Below are 18,591 nucleotides of genomic sequence, written 5' to 3'. Positions count from 1 at the left end.
TGCACGCCCACTGCGTACTACCCGCGTACGCCTACCGCGGAACGAGCCCCTTCGCATCCCGTGCCAGCGCGGTGAGCCGGGAGATCGCCCGGAAGTACTTCTTCCGGTAGCCGCCGTTCAGCATGTCCTCGCTGAACAGGCGGTCGAACGGCTGACCGGAGGCGAGCACCGGTATCTCCCGGTCGTAGAGCCGGTCGGCGAGCACCACGAGCCGCAGCGCCGTCGACTGGTCGGGGACGGGGGAGACGTCGGTGAGGCAGACCGCCTTCAGATCGTCCGTCAGCGCGCCGTACCGGCTGGGGTGCACCCGCGCCAGATGCTCCAGGAGCTGCGGGAACGCGTCGAGCGTCGCGCCCCCGGTGGCGTACGCGGCCTTCGTGACCTGCTCCTCGGAGAACGGCGCCGGGGCCTCGGGCAGCCCGCGGTGGCGGTAGTCCTCGCCGTCGATGCGCAGCGGCCGGAAATGCGCGGACAGGCCCTGGATCTCGCGCAGGAAGTCGGCGGCGGCGAACCGGCCCTCGCCGAGCTTGCCGGGCAGCGTGTTCGAGGTGGCGGCGAGCGCGACCCCCGCGTCGACCAGCTTGCCGAGCAGGGTGGAGACGAGGACGGTGTCGCCCGGGTCGTCGAGCTCGAACTCGTCGATGCAGAGCAGCCGGTGCCCGCTCAGGGTGCGCACGGTCTGCTGGAAGCCGAGGGCGCCGACCAGGTTGGTCAGCTCGACGAAGGTGCCGAACGCCTTCTGCTCGGGCGCGGCCGCGGTGGCGTGCCACAAGGAGGCCAGGAGGTGGGTCTTGCCGACGCCGTACCCGCCGTCGAGGTAGACGCCGCGCGGCCCCGCCGGAGCGGCGGCCGCCTTCTTGCCGAAGCCGAACAGGCCGCGCTTCCTGCCGCCGCCCGCGCCCTGCCCGCCGCCGAGCCCGGCGGCGAACGCGCTGAGCACCTGGACGGCCTCGGTCTGGCTCGGCCGGTCCGGGTCGGGGATGTACGTCTCGAAGCGGGCCGAGCTGAACCGGGGCGGCGGCACCATCTCGGCGACCAGGCGCTCCGCGGGAACATGCGGCTCACGGGCGCACAAGGACGGGGGTGCCGCGTCGGCTATGGGAGGAATGCCCCGCTGAGGGGCGCCGGCGGCTTCGGAGGAGGACGACACAGCTCCCAAGACTAATCGCCGTGCCACACTGCACGTCATGCGACGCCTGTTCCCTGTGACGTACGAAACAGCAGATCACGCGGGTGGGGAGGGACGCGCGGGTTCCGCCGGGCCCGGCCGTGCGGACGCCCGGGAGCGGGACCTCGACGCACTCGCCGACGCCTACGCCTACCCGGAGCGGGCGGCGGGGGAGGTGTGGCTGCGCGCCAACATGGTCTCCACGCTCGACGGCGCCGCCCAGCACGACGGCCGCTCCCAGCCCATCTCCTGCCCCGCCGACATGCGGATCTTCGGCACGCTGCGCGGTCTCGCGGACGCCGTGGTCGTCGGCGCCCAGACGGTCCGCCAGGAGGGGTACCGGCCCGCACGCGCGCGTGACGCGTTCCTCACGCGCCGCAAGGCGGCCGGACAGGGCCCCGCCCCCGCCATCGCCGTCATCAGCGCGAGCCTCGACCTGGACTTCGGCCTTCCGCTTTTCACCGAGCCACTGGTGCCGACGTACGTGATCACCGGCGCGGCCGCGCCCGCGGACCGGTTGGCGGCGGCGCGCGCGGCCGGGGCCGAGGTCCTGGTCGCGGGCGACGGCGCCGGGGCCGAACCGGAGCGGGCGGTGCGGGCGCTCGCCGAGCGGGGCCTGACCCGGCTGCTCACCGAGGGCGGGCCCAGGCTGCTCGGGCAGTTCGTGGCCGCGCGGGTGCTCGACGAGCTCTGCCTCACGGTGTCGCCGATGCTCACGGCGGGCGGCGCCCAGCGGATCGCCGGAGGGCCCGAGCTGGCCCTGCCGGAACGTTTCGAGCTGGCATCTCTCCTGGAGGAGGACGGATTCCTGTTCTCCCGGTACCGACGGAATCGACACACGGCGGAATGACTCGTTCCGTTTTGCCTCCACTGGGCACACTAAAACTCGCAGCCCCCGTGCGGCCACGGGGCAGGATGGTTTCCGCATGTCCCCCAGGGCCGGTCGCAGGACGGCCCGCGGCAGGAGAAGAAGGGCGCCCGTCGTGTTCACGAGCGTATTGATGATCGAGAAGGCCCTGACGTCCGCCGACGTGGAGTTCGTCACCACTTTGCACGGCGACGAGGAAGTCTCTTTCCATGTGCTGCTCCAGCCCCGCGGCGACCAGGCGGACCGCCTGCTGCGGGCCATCGACGACGTAGCGATGGGAGAGCTGGACGAGGCGGCCCGGGAGGACGAGGTGCCCGAGGGCGACGCGGCCAAGGCCCCCGGCGAGCAGGCGCTGAGCGTCTCCCTCACCGCGCTGCACCAGGCCGGCTGCGCCGCCGAGGGGCGGCTGATCGAGGACCACCCGCTCGACGCGCTCAAGGCACGCGTCGACGAGGTCAAGGCCGACGAGGTGATCGTCCTGACCGACCCGCACTATGTCGAGGAGTTCTTCCACCGCGACTGGGCCTCGCGGGCGCGGCACAAGGTGGGGGTGCCGGTGCTGAAGCTGTTCTCGTACAGCAAGCGTGAGGCGTAGGGCTCGGGGCGCGGTGCCGGGCGTGACGCCGGGCTCGGATGAGGGACGGGGCGGGCCGAGGCAATAGGCTTGGCCCGATTCGTAGTCACTTCGTCTACGGATCGGGTCACGCAGCACTCAGGAACCCCAGGGGAGACACACGTATGGCACCCGGCCTGCCCACGTCCACCGCCGCCATGGACCGACCGCACTTCATCGGCATCGGTGGGGCCGGCATGTCGGGCATCGCCAAGATCCTCGCCCAGCGCGGCGCCAAGGTCGCGGGCAGCGACGCGCGCGAGTCCGCGACGGCGCAGGCGCTGCGCGCGCTCGGCGTCACGGTCCACATCGGGCACGACGCCGCGCACCTCGCGTCCGACGCCACCTGCGTCGTCGTCTCCTCCGCGATCCGCGAGGACAACCCGGAGCTGGCGCGCGCCGCCGAGCTCTCCATCCCCGTCGTGCACCGCTCCGACGCGCTCGCCTCCCTCATGGACGGCCTGCGCCCGATCGCGGTGGCGGGCACCCACGGCAAGACGACCACGACGTCGATGCTGGCCGTGGCGCTGTCCTCGATCGGCCTCGACCCGTCCTACGCGATCGGCGGCGACCTCGACGCCCCCGGCTCGAACGCGCTGCACGGTGAGGGCGACATCTTCGTCGCCGAGGCCGACGAGTCGGACCGCAGCTTCCACAAGTACACGCCGGAAGTCGCGATCATCCTCAACGTCGAACTCGACCACCACGCGAACTACGCGTCGATGGACGAGATCTACGACTCCTTCGAGATCTTCACCTCGAAGATCGTCCCCGGCGGCACCCTCGTCATCGCCGCCGACCACCCCGGCGCCGTCGAACTGACCCGCCGCATCCGCGACACCACGTCGCTCAAGGTCGTCACCTACGGCGAGTCCGAGTCGGCGGACATCCGCATCCACAAGGTCACGCCGCGCGGTCTGACCAGCGAGGTCACCGTCCTCCTCGACGGCAAGCTGCTCACCTTCACCGTCTCCGTCCCCGGCCGCCACTACGCGCACAACGCGGTCGCCGCCCTCGCCGCGGGCGTCGCGCTCGGCATCCCGAGCCGGAACCTGGCCGCCGCCCTGAAGTCCTACACCGGCGTCAAGCGCCGCCTCCAGCTCAAGGGCGAGGCAGGCGGCGTCCAGGTCATCGACTCCTACGCCCACCACCCCACCGAGATGACGGCCGACCTGGAGGCCATGCGTGGCGCCGCGTCCGACGCCCGCCTCCTCGTCCTCTTCCAGCCCCACCTGTTCTCCCGCACCCAGGAGCTCGGCAAGGAGATGGGCGAGGCCCTCGCCCTGGCGGACGCCTCCGTCGTCCTGGACATCTACCCGGCCCGCGAGGACCCGATCCCCGGCGTCACCAGCGCCCTGATCGTCGACGCCGCGCGCACGGCGGGCGCGGACGTCCGGCAAGCCGCGGACAAGGACGAGGCCGTCGCGGCCGTGGCGGGAATGGCGAAGCCCGGCGATCTCGTTCTCACCATGGGAGCGGGCGACGTCACCGACCTCGGCCCGCGCATCCTGGACCACCTCGCACAGCGCTGAAGGGAAGTGTCTCCATGTCGTACGACGTCGAGAAGCCGGACGAGCAGTGGCGCGCGGAGCTGAGCCCGGCGGAGTACGCGGTACTGCGCCAGGCCGGCACCGAGCCCGCCTTCACCGGTGAGTACACGGACACCAAGACGAAGGGCGTCTACGGCTGCCGGGCCTGCGGCGCCGAGCTGTTCACCTCGACCGAGAAGTTCGAGTCCCACTGCGGCTGGCCCTCCTTCTACGACCCGAAGGACTCCGCCGCCGTCGAACTGATCGAGGACCGCTCCCACGGCATGGTCCGCACCGAGGTCCGCTGCGCCCGCTGCGGCTCCCACCTGGGCCACGTCTTCGAGGGCGAGGGCTACCCGACCCCGACGGACCAGCGGTACTGCATCAACTCGGTGTCGCTGCGGCTGGAGCCGGTCGAGAGCTGAAACGGTTAGCCACCGGGGCTGCGCCGAAACGGTCGGCCACCGGTGCCGCACCGCCTTGGACGGGGCGGCGTCCCTGACGCCGCCCCGTCCCGCACGTCAGCCCCGCCCCGCCCGATCCGCCCGCAGGAAATCCTCCACCACCCGTATCAGCGCCAGCGGAGCCTCGTCCATCGCGTAGTGGCCGCAGACCGGCAGGTCGACGAGTTCGCCGCGGGTGAAGTAGTGGAGCCAGGTCGCGCGGATCAGTTCCGCGGGGAGGGACGGGTCGAGCTGGCCGGTGACCGCCAGGGCCGGGGTCGGGCAGTCCTCCAGGTCGTGGTGGAAGTCGTCGTGGGTCCATGAGTCGAGCCAGGCGCGGAACGCCTTGGCGTCGCTGCGGGCCACGGACCGCGCCGTCATCCGGTCCAGCCAGGCGGCGGGGCGGACGCCGCCCGTGGTGAGGTCGATGATGGTGCGGCGGTGCGCCGGTTCGTTGTCCGCCGTCGCGAACAGCTCCCATCGCTGCGGCGGCAGCGCCAGACCCGACGCGGGGACGGGCGAGACGCCCGCGATGCGCCGCACACGCGCGCGCGTCGCCGCCACGACCCGCTGCGCCACACTCGCCCCCATCGAATGCCCGATCAGCGAGAACCGCTCCCAGCCGAGCCGGTCCGCGAGCGCGAGCAGGTCGCCCGCGCCCTCGGCCGTCGTGTACGCCCCCGGGGTGTCCTTCGCCTCCCCGTAGCCGCGCAGGTCCACCAGCGCGTACTCGAAGGAGACCCGGTCCAGGTCGGGCAGGATCGGCGCCCACGCGGAACGGTCGGCGAACCAGCCGTGCACCGCGAACACCTTGTGCGGACCGTCTCCGTGCAACTCATGGGGAAGGAGATAGGTGGAGGCCACGTCGACTCCCGGGGATGTGGCGGGTGGATCGCTCCACGGTGGCGCGGCCCCGCCCCGCCCACAAGGGGGCGTGTCGGCGCGATCGGCGACAATAGGGCGCGTGACCTCCGCCGAAACCTCCTCTGTTCCCCCTTCAGGCAACGCCCGCCCCGCGCCCGGCCGCCCGGACCTGCGCGCCGACTGCGGCGACTGTTTCGGCCTGTGCTGTGTCGCGCTCCCGTTCGCCAAGTCACAGGACTTCGCGCGGAACAAGAGCGCGGGCAGCCCCTGCCACCACCTCCGGGACGACTTCGGCTGCGGCATCCACGCGCGGCTGCGCGACGAGGGCTACCAGGGGTGCACGGTCTTCGACTGCTTCGGCGCGGGGCAGAAGGTCTCGCAGGTCACGTTCGAGGGCGTCAGCTGGCGGGAGCGGCCGGAGAGCGCGCGGGCCATGTACGAGACGTTCCCCGTCATGCGGCAGCTGCACGAACTGCTCTGGTACCTCGACGAGATCAGCCGCCTGGGCCGTGCCAAGTCCGTGCACCGCGACGCCCGGCGCGCCCACGACACCATCGAGCGCCTCACGCGCGCGGGCGCCGAGGAACTGCTCGCCGCCGACGTGCCCGCGATCCGCGGCGACGTGGACTCCCTGCTGCTCAAGGCGAGCGAACTGGTGCGCGCCCAAGTGCCGGGCCGCAAGAAGAACCACCGCGGCGCGGACCTCGTCGGGGCCCGCCTGCGCTCCGCCGACCTGCGGGGCGCCACCCTGCGCGGCGCTCTCCTCATAGCCGCCGACCTGACCGGCGCCGACCTGCGCTTCGCCGACCTGCTCGGCGCGGACCTGCGGGACACCCGGCTCGTGGGCGCCGACCTCACCGGCGCCGTCTTCCTCACGCAGGCCCAGGTGAACGCGGCCCACGGCGACGCCGCCACCAAGCTGCCGCCGGGTCTGACCCGCCCCGCGCACTGGACCTCGTAGATCCGGAGAGAGACCGCGCAGACCCGGAGAGAGACCGCGTAGACCCGGAGAGAGGTCGCAGAGACCTGGGAAGAAGATTCGAGCCGGGAAGAAAAACCGGCCGCTTCCCCGCCGTACCCCCGCCCACTCCTCGTTCACGCGATGGAGCGATCATCCGGCTCTCCGCGGATGGGCCGGGATCAGGCGGGTAGGGCCGCGCCCATGACAGAGCAGTCCACGCAGCCGTTCCACCTGCCGCGCTTCTACATGCCGTACGAGGCGCGCCTCAACCCCCACCTCGACGAGGCACGCGCGCACTCCGCCGAGTGGGCCCGCGCGATGGGGATGCTGGAGGGGAGCGGCGTGTGGGAGCGGAGCGACCTCGACGCGCACGACTACGGGCTGCTGTGCGCGTACACGCACCCCGACTGCGACGGCCCCGCGCTCTCCCTGATCACCGACTGGTACGTGTGGGTCTTCTTCTTCGACGACCACTTTCTCGACCTGTTCAAGCGCACGGGTGACCGGGAGGGCGGCAAGGCCCACCTGGAGCGGCTGCCGCTGTTCATGCCGATGGACGTCTTCGCCGCGGTGCCGGAACCGGAGAACCCCGTCGAGGCGGGCCTCGCGGACCTGTGGCGGCGCACCGTGCCCGCCATGTCCCCGGGCTGGCGCCGCCGCTTCGCCGAGGCGACCGAGCACCTGCTCAACGAGTCGATGTGGGAGCTCTCGAACATCAACGAGGGCCGCGTCTCCAACCCCGTCGAGTACATCGAGATGCGCCGCAAGGTCGGCGGCGCCCCCTGGTCGGCCGGGCTCGTGGAGTACGCGACCGCGGAGATCCCGGCGGCGGTCGCCGCGTCCCGCCCGCTGCGCGTCCTGAAGGAGACGTTCTCCGACGCCGTGCACCTGCGCAACGACCTCTTCTCCTACGAGCGCGAGGTCCGCGACGAGGGCGAACTCAGCAATGGCGTCCTCGTCCTGGAGACGTTCTTCGGCTGCACGACGCAGGAGGCGGCGGAGGCCGTCAACGACGTGCTGACCTCGCGCATGCAGCAGTTCGAACACACCGCGCTCACCGAGGTGCCCGCGCTCTGCCTGGCCGAGGGGCTCGCCCCCGACCAGGTCGCGGCCGTCGCCGCGTACGCGCGCGGGCTGCAGGACTGGCAGTCCGGCGGACACGAGTGGCACCTGCGCTCCAGCCGCTACATGAACGAGGGCGCCGTCGAGGAGCCCTCACCGCTGCGCGGCCCGACCGGCCCCGGCACCGCCTCCGCCGACATCCGCGCCCTGCTCGCGTCCGCCGGGGCCGAGCGGCTGCGGGCGTACACGCACGTCCCGTTCCAGAAGGTGGGCCCCTCGCGGCTGCCCGAGTTCCTCATGCCGTACGAGGTGCGGCTCAACCCTGCGCTCGACCACGCGCGCGTGCACCTCGCCCAGTGGGTGCGCGGCATGGGCATCCTCGGCGAGGGCGTCTGGGACGAGGACAAGCTCGCCGCCGCCGACCTCGCCCTCTGCTCGGCGGGGCTCGACCCGGACGGCACCCCGGAGGCGCTCGACCTCAGCGCGCAGTGGCTCGCCTGGGGCACGTACGGGGACGACTACTACCCGCTCGTCTTCGGGCAGCGGCGCGACCTCGCCGCCGCCGGGCTGTGCGCCGAACGCCTCTCGGCGTGCATGCCCGTGGCGGGCGAGCCCGCGCTCGAACCCGCCAACGCCATGGAGCGCGGCCTCACCGACCTGTGGGCGCGCACGACCGCCTCGATGACGCCGGAGCAGCGGACCGGGCTCAAAGCGGCGGTCGACGCCATGACGGAGGGCTGGGTGTGGGAGGTGCTCAACCAGGCGCAGGAGCGCGTCCCCGACCCCGTCGACTACCTGGAGATGCGCCGCGCCACCTTCGGCTCCGACCTCACCCTCAGCATGTGCCGCGCGGGCCACGGCCCCGCCGTGCCGCCCGAGGTGTACCGCTCGGGCCCCGTACGGGCCCTGGAGAACGCGGCCGTCGACTACGGAATGCTGGTCAACGACGTGTTCTCGTACCAGAAGGAGATCGAGTACGAGGGCGAGATCCACAACGGGATCCTCGTCGTCCAGAACTTCTTCGGCACCGACTACCCGACGGCGCTCGGCATCGTGCACGATTTGATGACGCAGCGCATGCGCCAGTTCCAGCACATCGTGGGCCACGAACTCCCGGTCCTGTACGACGACTTCAAGCTCTCCGACGAGGCCCGCGCGCTGCTCGACGGCTATGTCGGGCAGCTGCGCAACTGGATGGCGGGCATCCTCAACTGGCACCGCCACGTGGACCGTTACAAGGCCGGACATCTCGCGCGGCGCGCCCACGGCTTCGTGCCGGACCGGATCCCCGCCCTTCCGGGGCGGCGCACAACCTCCGCGTCCGGAATGCGGCCTTCAGGCAACCTGACCGATGTGCCCGGCATCTTATGAGTCGGACGGCCGCTCACCGGCCGTACCGCACGGGGAGATGACGAGAACACACGGGGGTGTTCTTTACCTTGACCGAGATCATCGAACACGTCACAGACGCGTCGCGCGCACCGCACGCACCGGCCGCGGGGGACCGGGACCAAGTCGTCGAGGGGCCGGGCGAGCTGACGCCGTACCTCGCGCCGCTGACGGTCCCGCCGGTGCTGCGGCCTCGCCCGGACGACGTCCGCACCGAGACCGAGATCGCGCTGCGCCCCACCTGGCAGCGGCTCCACCCGCAGCTCCCGCCGACCCTCATGTGGGGCTACGAGGGCTCGGTGCCGGGCCCCACCATCGAGGTGCGGCGCGGGCAGCGGGTCCGCATCGCCTGGACCAACCGCATACCCAAGGGCAGCGAGTACCCGGTGACGGCGGTGGAGGTGCCGATCGGCGCACCGAGCCCGAGCACCCGGCCCGGCCGCGAGGGGGTGCCGCCGAACGCGGACGTCGCGGCCCTGCCCGCCTGGTCCGTCACCCACCTGCACGGCGCGCAGACCGGCGGCGGCAACGACGGCTGGGCGGACAACGCGGTGGGGTACGGCGACGCCCAGCTCGCCGAGTACCCGAACGACCACCAGGCCGTCCAGTGGTGGTACCACGACCACGCCATGAACATCACCCGCTGGAACGTGCAGTCGGGCCTGTACGGCACCTACCTGGTCCGCGACGACGAGGAGGACGCGCTCGGCCTCCCCGGCGGCGAACGGGAGATCCCGCTGCTCCTCGCCGACCGCAACCTGGACACGGACGCCGACGGCACCCTGAACGGCCGGCTGCTGCACAAGACGGTGATCGTCGACCCGAAGAACGCGGAGACGGGCAAGCCCGTGTCCCTGCCGTTCACCGGCCCCTACACCACCGTCAACGGGCGCATCTGGCCGTACGCCGACGTTGACGCCGCCTGGTACCGCTTCCGTCTGGTCAACGCGTCGAACGCGCGCATCTTCGACCTGGTCCTGATCGACGAGGACGACGAGCCGGTGCCGGGCGTGCTCCACCAGATCGGCAGCGACGGCGGGCTCCTGCCGCGCCCGGTGCCGGTCGACTTCGACGAGGCGCTGCCCACGCTCACCGTCGCCCCGGCCGAGCGGATGGACCTGCTCATCGACTTCGCGGCGCTCGCCGGGCGCCGGGTGCGCCTCGTCAACAAGGGACCGAACCAGGCGCCGGGCGTGCCGGACCCGGCGGGGAACGTGCCGTATCCGCACGTCCTGGAGTTCCGGGTGGGCGAGGAGTGCGAGCCCGACCCGTTCACGCTGCCCGAGGCGGTCTCCGGCTCCTTCCGGAAGCTGACGCACGACATCAAGCACGGCCACCGCCTGGTCGTGCTGACCCCGCCCGCGACCAAGGGCGGCGGCGGACACCCGGAGATGTGGGAGATGGCGGAGGTCGAGGACGCGGAGGGGCTCCGGCTCCCTGCGGAGGGCGTCATCCAGGTCGTCGACGACAAGGGCACACTGAAGACCTACCGGCGGATCGCCCGGACCTTCAACGACGGGCTCGGCTTCACCGTCGCCGAGGGCAGCCACGAGCAGTGGAGCTTCCTGAACCTCGCGGTGAACCCGCCGGTCGTGCACCCCATGCACATCCACCTGGCCGACTTCCAGATCCTCGGCCGCGACACGTACGACGCCTCCGGCTTCGACACGGGGCTCGGCGGCACGACGGCACCGGTCAGGTACGACGCGTCCAAGCCGGTCCCGCTGCCGCCCAACGAACAGGGCCACAAGGACGTCTTCCGCGCCCTGCCCGGCCAGATGCTGCGCGTCATGGGCAAGTTCGACGGGGCGTACGGCCGGTTCATGTACCACTGCCATCTCCTTGAACACGAGGACATGGGCATGATGCGGCCGTTCGTGGTGATGCCGGAGGAGGCGATGAAGTTCGACCACGGGGCCGGGCACGGCGGCGGCCACGGCGGCCACTGATCCGGTCGCCGTGGGGCAGTCTCACCCGTTCGTGGTCCGTGGCGGCGGACCGCGACGGGTAGGGCTGTGACCATGGAACGGACAGCGTTGCGGCCGAGATCGATGCCCGGGACGGCGGGGGCGACCTCCCGCCCGCAGGTCGTACGGGGCAGGGGCCGGCGCCCGGCGGGTCTCCTCGCCGGGCTGCTGTGCGCCCTGGTCCTGGTGCTCGCCGGGGCGGGCCTCGGTGCCGTCGGCACCACGGTGATCGGCATGAGCCGGATGGCGGAGGCCCAGCAGCGGGAGGTGACGGCCGGGGGCGGTGCGAGCGGTCGCCCCGGGGGTGGCGCGAGCGTTCGCCCCGGGGGTGGCGCCGATGCCGGGGCCGCGGCCGGGATCGCGGCCGGGATCGCGGCCGGGATCGCGGAGAAACCATCCGCCCCGGCGGCCCCCTCACCCGCGTCGCGTCTCGCCACCGCCCGCACCACTCTCGGCCTGGAGGTCGCCGACGCCCCGCACGGACCCGGCGCCCTGGTCGTCGCCGTGCACGTGCCCGGGGCCGCTTACACGGCCGGACTGGTGCGGGGCGACGTCGTCACGCGCTTCGGGGCGACCGAGATCGGCTCGGCGCGCGCCCTGGTGGCCCGGGTGGCGGACGCCCGCCCGGGGCGGCAGCTGATCCTGACGGTGCTCCACCGTGACGGCTCACGCCAGGCGCTCGCGGCGACGCCCGGCCTCAGCACGTGACCCACGGCGCGGCCTGTGACGGCGTGCGGGTCGGGGTGCGGGCCGATGTTCAGAGAAACGTTCGGGCCGGCGTTCTGGTCGGGTGCGGGCCGGTGTTCAGAGAAACGTTCGGGCCGGTGTTCAGACCGTGCGGAAGTGCGTCGTCAACCGCCGCTCGTCGTCCAGCACATGGAACGCGAGCCCCACCGGCGCCTCCCGGTCCGCGACCTGCTCGCCCTCCCACGGGAGCCGCAGCGTCCACGTCACCCCGGGCCCCGAGACCAGCGGGCGCCCGGCGAACGTCGTGGCGGCCGGAGTGTGCGCGTGCCCGGTGAGCACCGCGACGATCTCCGGTCTGCGCTCCAGGAGCCGCGCGAGCGAGCGGGGCCGCGCCAGCTGGTAGCGGTCGGGCAGCGGATGGTGCAGCGCCACCGGCGGATGGTGGAAGGCGATCAGGACGGGCGTGTCCCCGTCGAGGGCGTCGAGCCGCTCCTCGATCCAGGCGTACGTCTCCTCGTCGAGCGCCCCCTCGTCCTCGCCCGGAACGCTGGAGTCGCACATGAGCACGACCGTGTCGCCGACCCGGTGGGCCCGGTTGACCGGCCCGTCGGCCGCCGGCTCGCGCAACAGGGCCGTGCGGTACGGGATCCGGCTGTCGTGGTTGCCGGGACAGGTCAGGACCGGGAACGGGGGCGTCGGACCGTGCAGCCCGAGCAGCTCGGCCGCCTCCGCGTACTCGGACTCGGCGCCATGGTCGGCGATGTCGCCGGTGACCAGGAGCGCGTCCACCGGGCCCGGCAGCGCGCGCAGGTGGTCGAGGACGCGGCGGGCGCGCTCGGTGGCGCGCGGGGTTCCGTCCAGGTGCAGATCGCTGATCTGGGCCAGCACGAGCATGGGCGTACGTCCTCCGGGAGAGCGCCAGCGGGTCGCTAACGGTGTGCGGCGATCCAATCATTAGACCTAATGCTTGGGCAATGCCTTGCCGTTAGCGAGCGGCAAGGGTGCGGCAAGGGGGCGGGAGGCGCGGCGAAGGTGCGGGGAAGGCCCGGGAACGGACTCGCGCCCGCCTCCCGGGCCGGGCAGGATGCTCCCGTGGACGACCCGTACCCCGCCGCGCCCCCAGGAGGCCCCCGCATGACGACCGGCACACCCGCCCCCTTCACCGCCGCCGACTACCGGGCCCGGATGGAGCGCGCCGTGCGCTCCGCCGCCGACGCCGGGCTCGCGGGGGTGCTCGTCGCGCCGGGGCCCGACCTGGTGTGGCTCACCGGGTACCACGTGCCGGCCGACACCGAGCGGCTCACCCTCCTGGTGCTCGCCGAGGGGCAGGAGCCGACGCTCGTCGTGCCCGCCCTGGAGGCGCCGGACGCCGCCAAGGCCGCGGGCGCCGACGCGATGGCCCTGCGCGACTGGACAGACGGCAAGGACCCGTACGCGATCGCCGCCCCGCTCCTCGGCGCGAAGGGCGGAGCGGGCCGCTTCGGCGTCAGCGACAACGCCTGGGCCATGCACCTCCTCGGTCTCCAGCGCACCCTGCCCGACACCTCGTACGTCTCCTTCACCGAGGCGCTGCCGATGCTGCGCGGGGTCAAGGACGCCGCCGAGCTGGAGCGGCTCGCCGCCGCCGGTGCGGCCGCCGACGCCGCGTACGAGGAGATCAAGAAGACGACGTTCGGCGGGCGCAGGGAGAGCGACATCGCCCGCGAACTCGCTGACCTGCTGCGGCAGTTCGGGCACGAGCAGATCGACTTCACGCTCGTCTGCTCCGGCCCCAACGGTGCCGACCCGCACCACGCGCCGGGCGAGCGCGTCATCCAGGACGGCGACATGATCGTCCTCGACTTCGGCGGCCTCAAGCACGGCTACGGCTCCGACACCTCCCGCACCGTGCACGTCGGCGAGCCCACCGACGAGGAGCGCCGCGTCCACGCCGTCGTGCGCGAGGCGCAGACCGCCGCCTGCGACGCCGTGCGGCCCGGCATCGCCTGCCAGGAGGTCGACCGGGTCGCCCGCAAGGTCATCACCGACGCCGGGTACGGCGATTACTTCATCCACCGCACCGGGCACGGTATCGGCGTCACCACGCACGAGCCGCCGTACATGGTCGAGGGCGAGGAGCGGCCGCTCGTCCCCGGCATGTGCTTCTCCGTGGAGCCCGGCATCTACCTGCCGGGGCGCTTCGGCGTCCGGATCGAGGACATCGTCACCGTCACCGAGGACGGCGGCCGGCGCCTCAACGCCACGTCCCGGGACCTGGCGATCGTGGGCTGACGACGATGGAGCCGACGCCGGAGCCGCCCACCGCCGACGCGGTGCGCCGCCTGCTCGCGACCCTGCTCCCGGACGGGGGCGGGGCCGAGGTGCGCCCGGTCGCCGAGGGCGGCGAGCACGCCACCTGGTGGGTGGGGGACCGGCACGTCCTGCGCCTCGCCCTCGATACGGCCATGTCGCAGCGCCTGCGCCGCGAGATCCGGCTGCGGGACCTGGTCCGGCCGTCCGTCGCGGTCGGCCTGCCCGTGTCCGTCGCGGCGGGCGACTGGGCGCCGGGCCTCGCCTGCACCCTGGACACCCGGCTGCCCGGCGAGTCGGCGGAGGTCCGTGACGTCACCGCGGCCGGTGAGGAGGACCTCGCCGGGCTGCTCACCGGCCTGCACGAGGTGCCGGTGGCCCGCGCGGCGGCGCTCGGCGTGCCGAGGACGGCGCCGCGCTCCCTGGAGAACCTGCGCCGTGCGGCCGGTGCCGCGGCCCGGAAGCTCGCTGCGGACGACGAGTTCGAGGCGGAGCGGCTCGACCAGCTGACACCCCGGGCCGTCGTCCAGCTCGGCCCGCCCGGCGACCCGGTGCTCGTCCACCACGACCTCAAGGGCGAGCACCTGACTGTCGACCGGGGCGGGCGCGTGCGCGGCGTCCTCGACTGGACCGACGCGGTGGTCGGCGACCCGGCCGAGGACATCGCGGGCCTGGCGATCGCGGTCGGCGCGCGGGCGGCGGTCCGCTCGGCGACCCTCGCCGGGTACGGGCCCCGGGTCTGCCTGCGCGGCCTGTGGCTGGCCCGCTGCGACACCCTGCTCCGCCTCGCCGACCGCCTCCACGGAGCCGACGCGGACAGCCCCGTACCGCTCCTCCGGGTCCAGCTGGAGCGGGCCTGGGAACCGATCCTGCTGGAGCTGGTGTGACGCCGGGGGCCGGGGCCACCGTGCACGGCGAGGCGGTGCACGCCGAGGCCGTTCTCAGGGCGCCACGGCCACCACGCACGACTCGCCCGGCACCGTCAGCAGCCCGTCCGCGCCCGGGAGTTCCACCGGCTCCCACGCCGCGAGGACCTGCGCGACCGGGCGCCCCAGCGGGATCGACACCGGGTCCGCCGACAGGTTGACCGCCACCCGCAGGTCGCCCCTGCGGTACGCGATCCAGCGGGCCCGTTCGTCGAAGGCGACCTTGACGGCCGCCAGATCCGCGTCCTGGAGGTCGGTGCGGGCGTGGCGCAGGGCGATCAGGTCGCGGTACCAGGAGAGCACGCGCGCGTGGTGGCCCGTCGCCTGCTCCGACCAGTCGAGGCAGGAACGTTCGCGCGTGGCCGGGTCCTGCGGGTCGGGGATGTCCTTCTCGGCCCAGCCGTGCGCCGCGAACTCCCGGCGCCTGCCCTTGCGGACGGCCTCCGCGAGCTCGGGGTCGGTGTGGTCGGTGAAGTACTGCCACGGCGTGCTCGCCGCCCACTCCTCGCCCATGAACAGCATCGGCGTGAAGGGGCTCGTCAGGACCAGCGTCGCCGCGCACGCGAGGAGGCCGGGGGAGACGGAGGCGGCGAGCCGGTCGCCCTGGGCGCGGTTGCCGATCTGGTCGTGGGTCTGCGTGTAGGCGAGCAGCCGGTGCGCGGGGGTGCGGGCGCGATCCAGGGGGCGGCCGTGGTGGCGGCCCCGGAACGAGGAGTACGTGCCGTCGTGGAAGAAGCCGTGTGTCAGGGTCTTGGCGACGGCGGCGAGCGGCTCGCGCGCGAAGTCGGCGTAGTAGCCGTCGCTCTCGCCCGTGACGGCCGCGTGCACGGCGTGGTGCACGTCGTCGTTCCACTGCGCGTGCACGCCGAGGCCGCCCTCCGCGCGCGGGGTGATCATGCGCGGGTCGTCGAGGTCGGACTCGGCGATCAGGAACAGCGGCCGGCCGATCCGCTGGGACAGGTCGTCCACGGCCGTCGACAGCTCCTCCAGGAAGGGCAGCGCGCGCCGGTCGTGCAGTTCGTGGACGGCGTCCAGGCGCAGGCCGTCGACGCGGTAGTCGCGCAGCCAGGCGAGGGCGCTGCCGATCAGGTAGGCGCGGACCTCGTCGGAGCCGGGCGCGTCCAGGTTCACGGCGCTGCCCCACGGCGTGTGGTAGGTGTCCGTGAAGTACGGGCCGAACGCGGGGAGGTAGTTCCCGGCCGGGCCCAGATGGTTGTGCACGACGTCGAGGACGACCCCGAGCCCCAGCTCGTGCGCGGCGTCGACGAACCGCTTCAGCGCCTCGGGGCCGCCGTACGGCTCGTGCACCGCCCACAGGCTCACCCCGTCGTACCCCCAGCCGTGCCGGCCGGGGACGGGACACAGCGGCATCAGTTCGACGTGGGTGACGCCGAGGTCGACGAGATGGGTGAGGCGCTCGGCCGCCGCGTCGAGGGTGCCCTCGGTCGTGTACGTGCCCACGTGCAGCTCGTAGAGGACCGCGCCGGTCAGGTCCCGGCCCGCCCAGCCCGCCCGCCACACGTGCCGGTCGTGGTCGACGACGGCGCTCGGCCCGTCGGGCCCGTCGGGCTGGCGGCGCGAGCGCGGGTCGGGCAGCACGGGCCCGTCGTCGAGCGCGAACCCGTACCGCGATCCGTCCCGCGCGTCGGCCTCGCCCGACCACCAGCCCGCGCGGTCCCCGTCGCGCTCCAACGCGCGCGTGGCTCCGTCGCAATGGAGCGTGACCTGCTCTGCCTTGGGTGCCCACACCTCGAACCGCACGGACGCTTCCCCCTCGTAGCCGGATGTCTGCCGACAGTGACGACGCGTCCATCCTGCGACAGGAGTGATCGTTTCGCCGGTAAATCGGCAGTACTGGCCGGTTCTTTTGCGACCGCGGGTGTCCGTTGTTTTCTGGACACTTCGGCCGTGCTGCCCGACAATCACAGGCGTGACGTCCTCTTTTGAACACCAGACGTACCCCGCGCGGCTCACCGACGCCGAGCGGGACCGTGCGCTGGCGGTGCTCAGGGACGGCGTCGCGCTGGGGCGGCTCTCGCACGACACGTTCGTGCGCCGCATGGAGCTGGCGCTCGCCGCCCGCAGGTCCGACGAACTGCACGCGCTCACCGCCGATCTGCGCGGCGAGAACCGCTGGTCCCGCGCGGTCCTCGGGGCCGTGGGCGCGGTCTCCGGGTTCACCGTGCGGCTGCGCAGGGCCTGGACCGTCGAGCGGCTGCCCAAGCTGCTGCTGCCGCTGCAGAGCAGCCCCTACCCGCTGCGCATCGGCCGCGACCCGGCCAACGGGCTGCGCCTGAGCCACGACACGGTCTCCCGGGTGCACGCCGAGCTGAGCCGCCAGGGCGGCATGTGGGTCCTGCGCGACCTCGGCTCCACCAACGGCACGTCCGTGAACGGCCGCAGGGTCACCGGCGCCGCCGTGGTCCAGGACGGCGACCAGGTCGCCTTCGGCCGCGTCTCGTTCCGGCTCTCGGCGGACTGAGAGCCTGTGCGTCCTCTCAGCCGCCCGCGAAGCGGACCGCGGCGATCGTCGTGCGGGCCTGGTGCTCTATCTGGTGGGCCACCGGCACCCAACGCGCCCCGAACCGGGCCCCGTACACCTCGCACCACCGGGTGACCAGGGCGTCGAGGCGGGGGGTCGCCGGGTCGCCGGCCTCCTCCAGGACGCGAAGCAGCATGGCCGCGGCCCGCAGGGGGAGGCGGCGGGCGAAGGCGTCGATGCTGCCGACGTAGGCCATCGTCGCGTCCGGCGGGGGCGGTTGCACCCAGTCGTCCGCGAGGCCCGGGACCAGGCTCAGCGCCCAGCGGGCCGCGCGCAGCAAGGGACCCGTGGTGTCCGGGAGCCGGGGCAGGGTCTCCATGAGGATCGCCTCGACGAGGCGGGTGTCGCGGCTGAGCCGGGCCGATATCCGGCGCAGCGCCCGCTCGGGCGCGGGGTGCGGGGCCGGGTCGTCGACCAGGTCGCTGGCCCACATCGGCACCTCGATGATCGCCGTCGAGCCGCCGTAGAGGTGCGCGTGGTGCCAGGTGGAGTGCCGGGCGTCGTCGGGCAGGCTGGGGAACGCGGCCCGCGCGTCGAGCCCCGGCATCACATGGACCCCGGGCCCGGACGCCGGCCAGCCCGCCGCGTCGCAGGCGCCCGTCTCGACCGGTATGTGCAGCTCGGCCGCCGACTTGGCGAACGCCTCCGCGAGCCCGGGTATGTCACGGGTCAACTGGACCCAGCTGCCGCCCAGTTCGGTGCCGTGCAGGGAGACCTGGAGGTAGGGGCGCAGCTCGTCGATGACCCCGGTCAGCGTCGTCGTCTCCGGCGGGAGCCGGCCCGGGGGCAGGACCGACGGCGACCACTCGGGCTGCTCGGGCCCCGCGGGGCGGAAGAAGTGGCGGTGGTAGTCGAGCAGGGTGCGCGGCGCGGGCGTACGGTGCAGCGCCGCGCCGTCCGGGTCGGCGCAGAGCAGGAAGTGCCAGGAGCGGTCGGCGCGCAACGCCGGTTCCTGCAGCGCCCGCTCGGCCAGATGCAGTGCCGTCAGTCCGCCCGTCGGCTCGTTGGCGTGCGCCCCGGCGACGACGAGGACGCTGCGGGCGTCGTGCCCGACGGACAGCAGATGCAGGGGGCGGCCCTCGCGTGACGTGCCGATCCGGCGCAGTCCGCACAGTTCGGGTCGGTGAGTCGCCAGCTCCCGCGCCGACCGCACCAGTTCGGCCGTGGTGGGGTACCGCTGCTCCGTCAGATGACTCACCCCCGCTGGTGCTCCTGGCGTCAGCATCCGCAGTACCCCACGCTCGGCCGTGCCTGTCAAGAAGGCTTGTGCTCCGCTCCGGGCC

16 protein-coding genes are annotated in these 18,591 nt (G+C 73.2%); 11 read left to right on the top strand and 5 right to left on the bottom strand.

Features of this window, described 5'->3' with window-relative positions; all coding sequences use genetic code 11:
• Positions 1-31: 31 nt before the first annotated feature.
• On the bottom strand, positions 32-1,150 hold the full coding sequence (gene zapE / locus C1N81_RS14980) for a cell division protein ZapE (protein WP_394429317.1): 1,119 nt from the start codon (positions 1,148-1,150) through the stop codon (positions 32-34).
• A 37-nt stretch (positions 1,151-1,187) separates the two neighbouring features.
• Between zapE and C1N81_RS14975 the strand changes: the two genes are divergently transcribed.
• From C1N81_RS14975 to msrB, 4 genes are all read left to right on the top strand, one after another.
• Positions 1,188-2,018, top strand: coding sequence for a pyrimidine reductase family protein (locus C1N81_RS14975; RefSeq protein ID WP_394429316.1), 831 nt, complete (start codon positions 1,188-1,190; stop codon positions 2,016-2,018).
• A gap of 133 nt (positions 2,019-2,151) precedes the next feature.
• Positions 2,152-2,631, top strand: coding sequence for an indole-3-glycerol phosphate synthase (locus tag C1N81_RS14970; RefSeq protein ID WP_394429315.1), 480 nt, complete (start codon positions 2,152-2,154; stop codon positions 2,629-2,631).
• A 143-nt stretch (positions 2,632-2,774) separates the two neighbouring features.
• The gene (gene murC, locus C1N81_RS14965) at positions 2,775-4,181 is read left to right on the top strand and encodes a UDP-N-acetylmuramate--L-alanine ligase (RefSeq protein WP_394429314.1); all 1,407 of its coding nucleotides are present in this window, start codon (positions 2,775-2,777) and stop codon (positions 4,179-4,181) included.
• Between the two features lie 14 nt (positions 4,182-4,195).
• Positions 4,196-4,603, top strand: a complete 408-nt coding sequence (gene msrB, locus C1N81_RS14960) for a peptide-methionine (R)-S-oxide reductase MsrB (protein WP_394429313.1) — start codon at positions 4,196-4,198, stop codon at positions 4,601-4,603.
• A gap of 96 nt (positions 4,604-4,699) precedes the next feature.
• Here the strand turns inward: msrB and C1N81_RS14955 are convergent, their stop codons facing one another.
• A complete protein-coding gene (locus C1N81_RS14955; RefSeq protein ID WP_394429312.1) occupies positions 4,700-5,485 on the bottom strand; it encodes an alpha/beta fold hydrolase in 786 nt (261 codons plus the stop codon).
• A 100-nt stretch (positions 5,486-5,585) separates the two neighbouring features.
• On the opposite strand from C1N81_RS14955, the gene C1N81_RS14950 reads away from it, so the two are divergent.
• The 4 genes from C1N81_RS14950 (at position 5,586) to C1N81_RS14935 (ending at position 11,572) form a co-directional block, all read left to right on the top strand.
• Positions 5,586-6,446 carry a pentapeptide repeat-containing protein gene (locus C1N81_RS14950; protein WP_394429311.1) on the top strand — a complete coding sequence of 287 codons (861 nt, stop codon included), beginning with the start codon at positions 5,586-5,588 and terminating at the stop codon, positions 6,444-6,446.
• A gap of 201 nt (positions 6,447-6,647) precedes the next feature.
• Complete coding sequence (gene cyc2 / locus C1N81_RS14945; protein WP_394429310.1) at positions 6,648-8,879, top strand: germacradienol/geosmin synthase Cyc2; 2,232 nt, start codon at positions 6,648-6,650, stop codon at positions 8,877-8,879.
• Between the two features lie 68 nt (positions 8,880-8,947).
• Positions 8,948-10,846 (top strand): O-aminophenol oxidase PhsA, encoded by a 1,899-nt coding sequence (gene phsA / locus C1N81_RS14940; RefSeq protein ID WP_394429309.1) that lies wholly within the window; start codon positions 8,948-8,950, stop codon positions 10,844-10,846.
• A gap of 72 nt (positions 10,847-10,918) precedes the next feature.
• On the top strand, positions 10,919-11,572 hold the full coding sequence (locus C1N81_RS14935; protein ID WP_394429308.1) for a PDZ domain-containing protein: 654 nt from the start codon (positions 10,919-10,921) through the stop codon (positions 11,570-11,572).
• Between the two features lie 120 nt (positions 11,573-11,692).
• Here the strand turns inward: C1N81_RS14935 and C1N81_RS14930 are convergent, their stop codons facing one another.
• Complete coding sequence (locus C1N81_RS14930; protein WP_394429307.1) at positions 11,693-12,445, bottom strand: metallophosphoesterase; 753 nt, start codon at positions 12,443-12,445, stop codon at positions 11,693-11,695.
• 240 nt (positions 12,446-12,685) lie between these two features.
• On the opposite strand from C1N81_RS14930, the gene C1N81_RS14925 reads away from it, so the two are divergent.
• Both C1N81_RS14925 and C1N81_RS14920 read left to right on the top strand, forming a co-directional pair.
• Positions 12,686-13,822, top strand: a complete 1,137-nt coding sequence (locus C1N81_RS14925) for a M24 family metallopeptidase (protein ID WP_394429306.1) — start codon at positions 12,686-12,688, stop codon at positions 13,820-13,822.
• Between the two features lie 5 nt (positions 13,823-13,827).
• Complete coding sequence (locus C1N81_RS14920; protein ID WP_394429305.1) at positions 13,828-14,727, top strand: aminoglycoside phosphotransferase family protein; 900 nt, start codon at positions 13,828-13,830, stop codon at positions 14,725-14,727.
• Between the two features lie 54 nt (positions 14,728-14,781).
• Here C1N81_RS14920 and treZ read toward each other — a convergent pair whose 3' ends face one another.
• Entirely contained in the window at positions 14,782-16,527 is a 1,746-nt protein-coding gene (gene treZ, locus C1N81_RS14915; protein ID WP_394429304.1) for a malto-oligosyltrehalose trehalohydrolase, read from the bottom strand.
• Between the two features lie 169 nt (positions 16,528-16,696).
• Here treZ and C1N81_RS14910 point away from each other — a divergent pair, with 169 nt between their 5' ends.
• Positions 16,697-17,248 (top strand): FHA domain-containing protein, encoded by a 552-nt coding sequence (locus C1N81_RS14910; RefSeq protein WP_394429303.1) that lies wholly within the window; start codon positions 16,697-16,699, stop codon positions 17,246-17,248.
• Between the two features lie 16 nt (positions 17,249-17,264).
• Here the strand turns inward: C1N81_RS14910 and C1N81_RS14905 are convergent, their stop codons facing one another.
• Entirely contained in the window at positions 17,265-18,506 is a 1,242-nt protein-coding gene (locus C1N81_RS14905) for a M14 family zinc carboxypeptidase (protein ID WP_394429302.1), read from the bottom strand.
• Between the last annotated feature and the right edge of the window lie 85 nt (positions 18,507-18,591).

This window comes from Streptomyces sp. SGAir0957 (genome assembly GCF_043523415.1).
The sequence above is the reverse complement of the archived record's forward strand: the minus strand, read 5'-3'. Positions and strand labels throughout refer to the sequence as shown.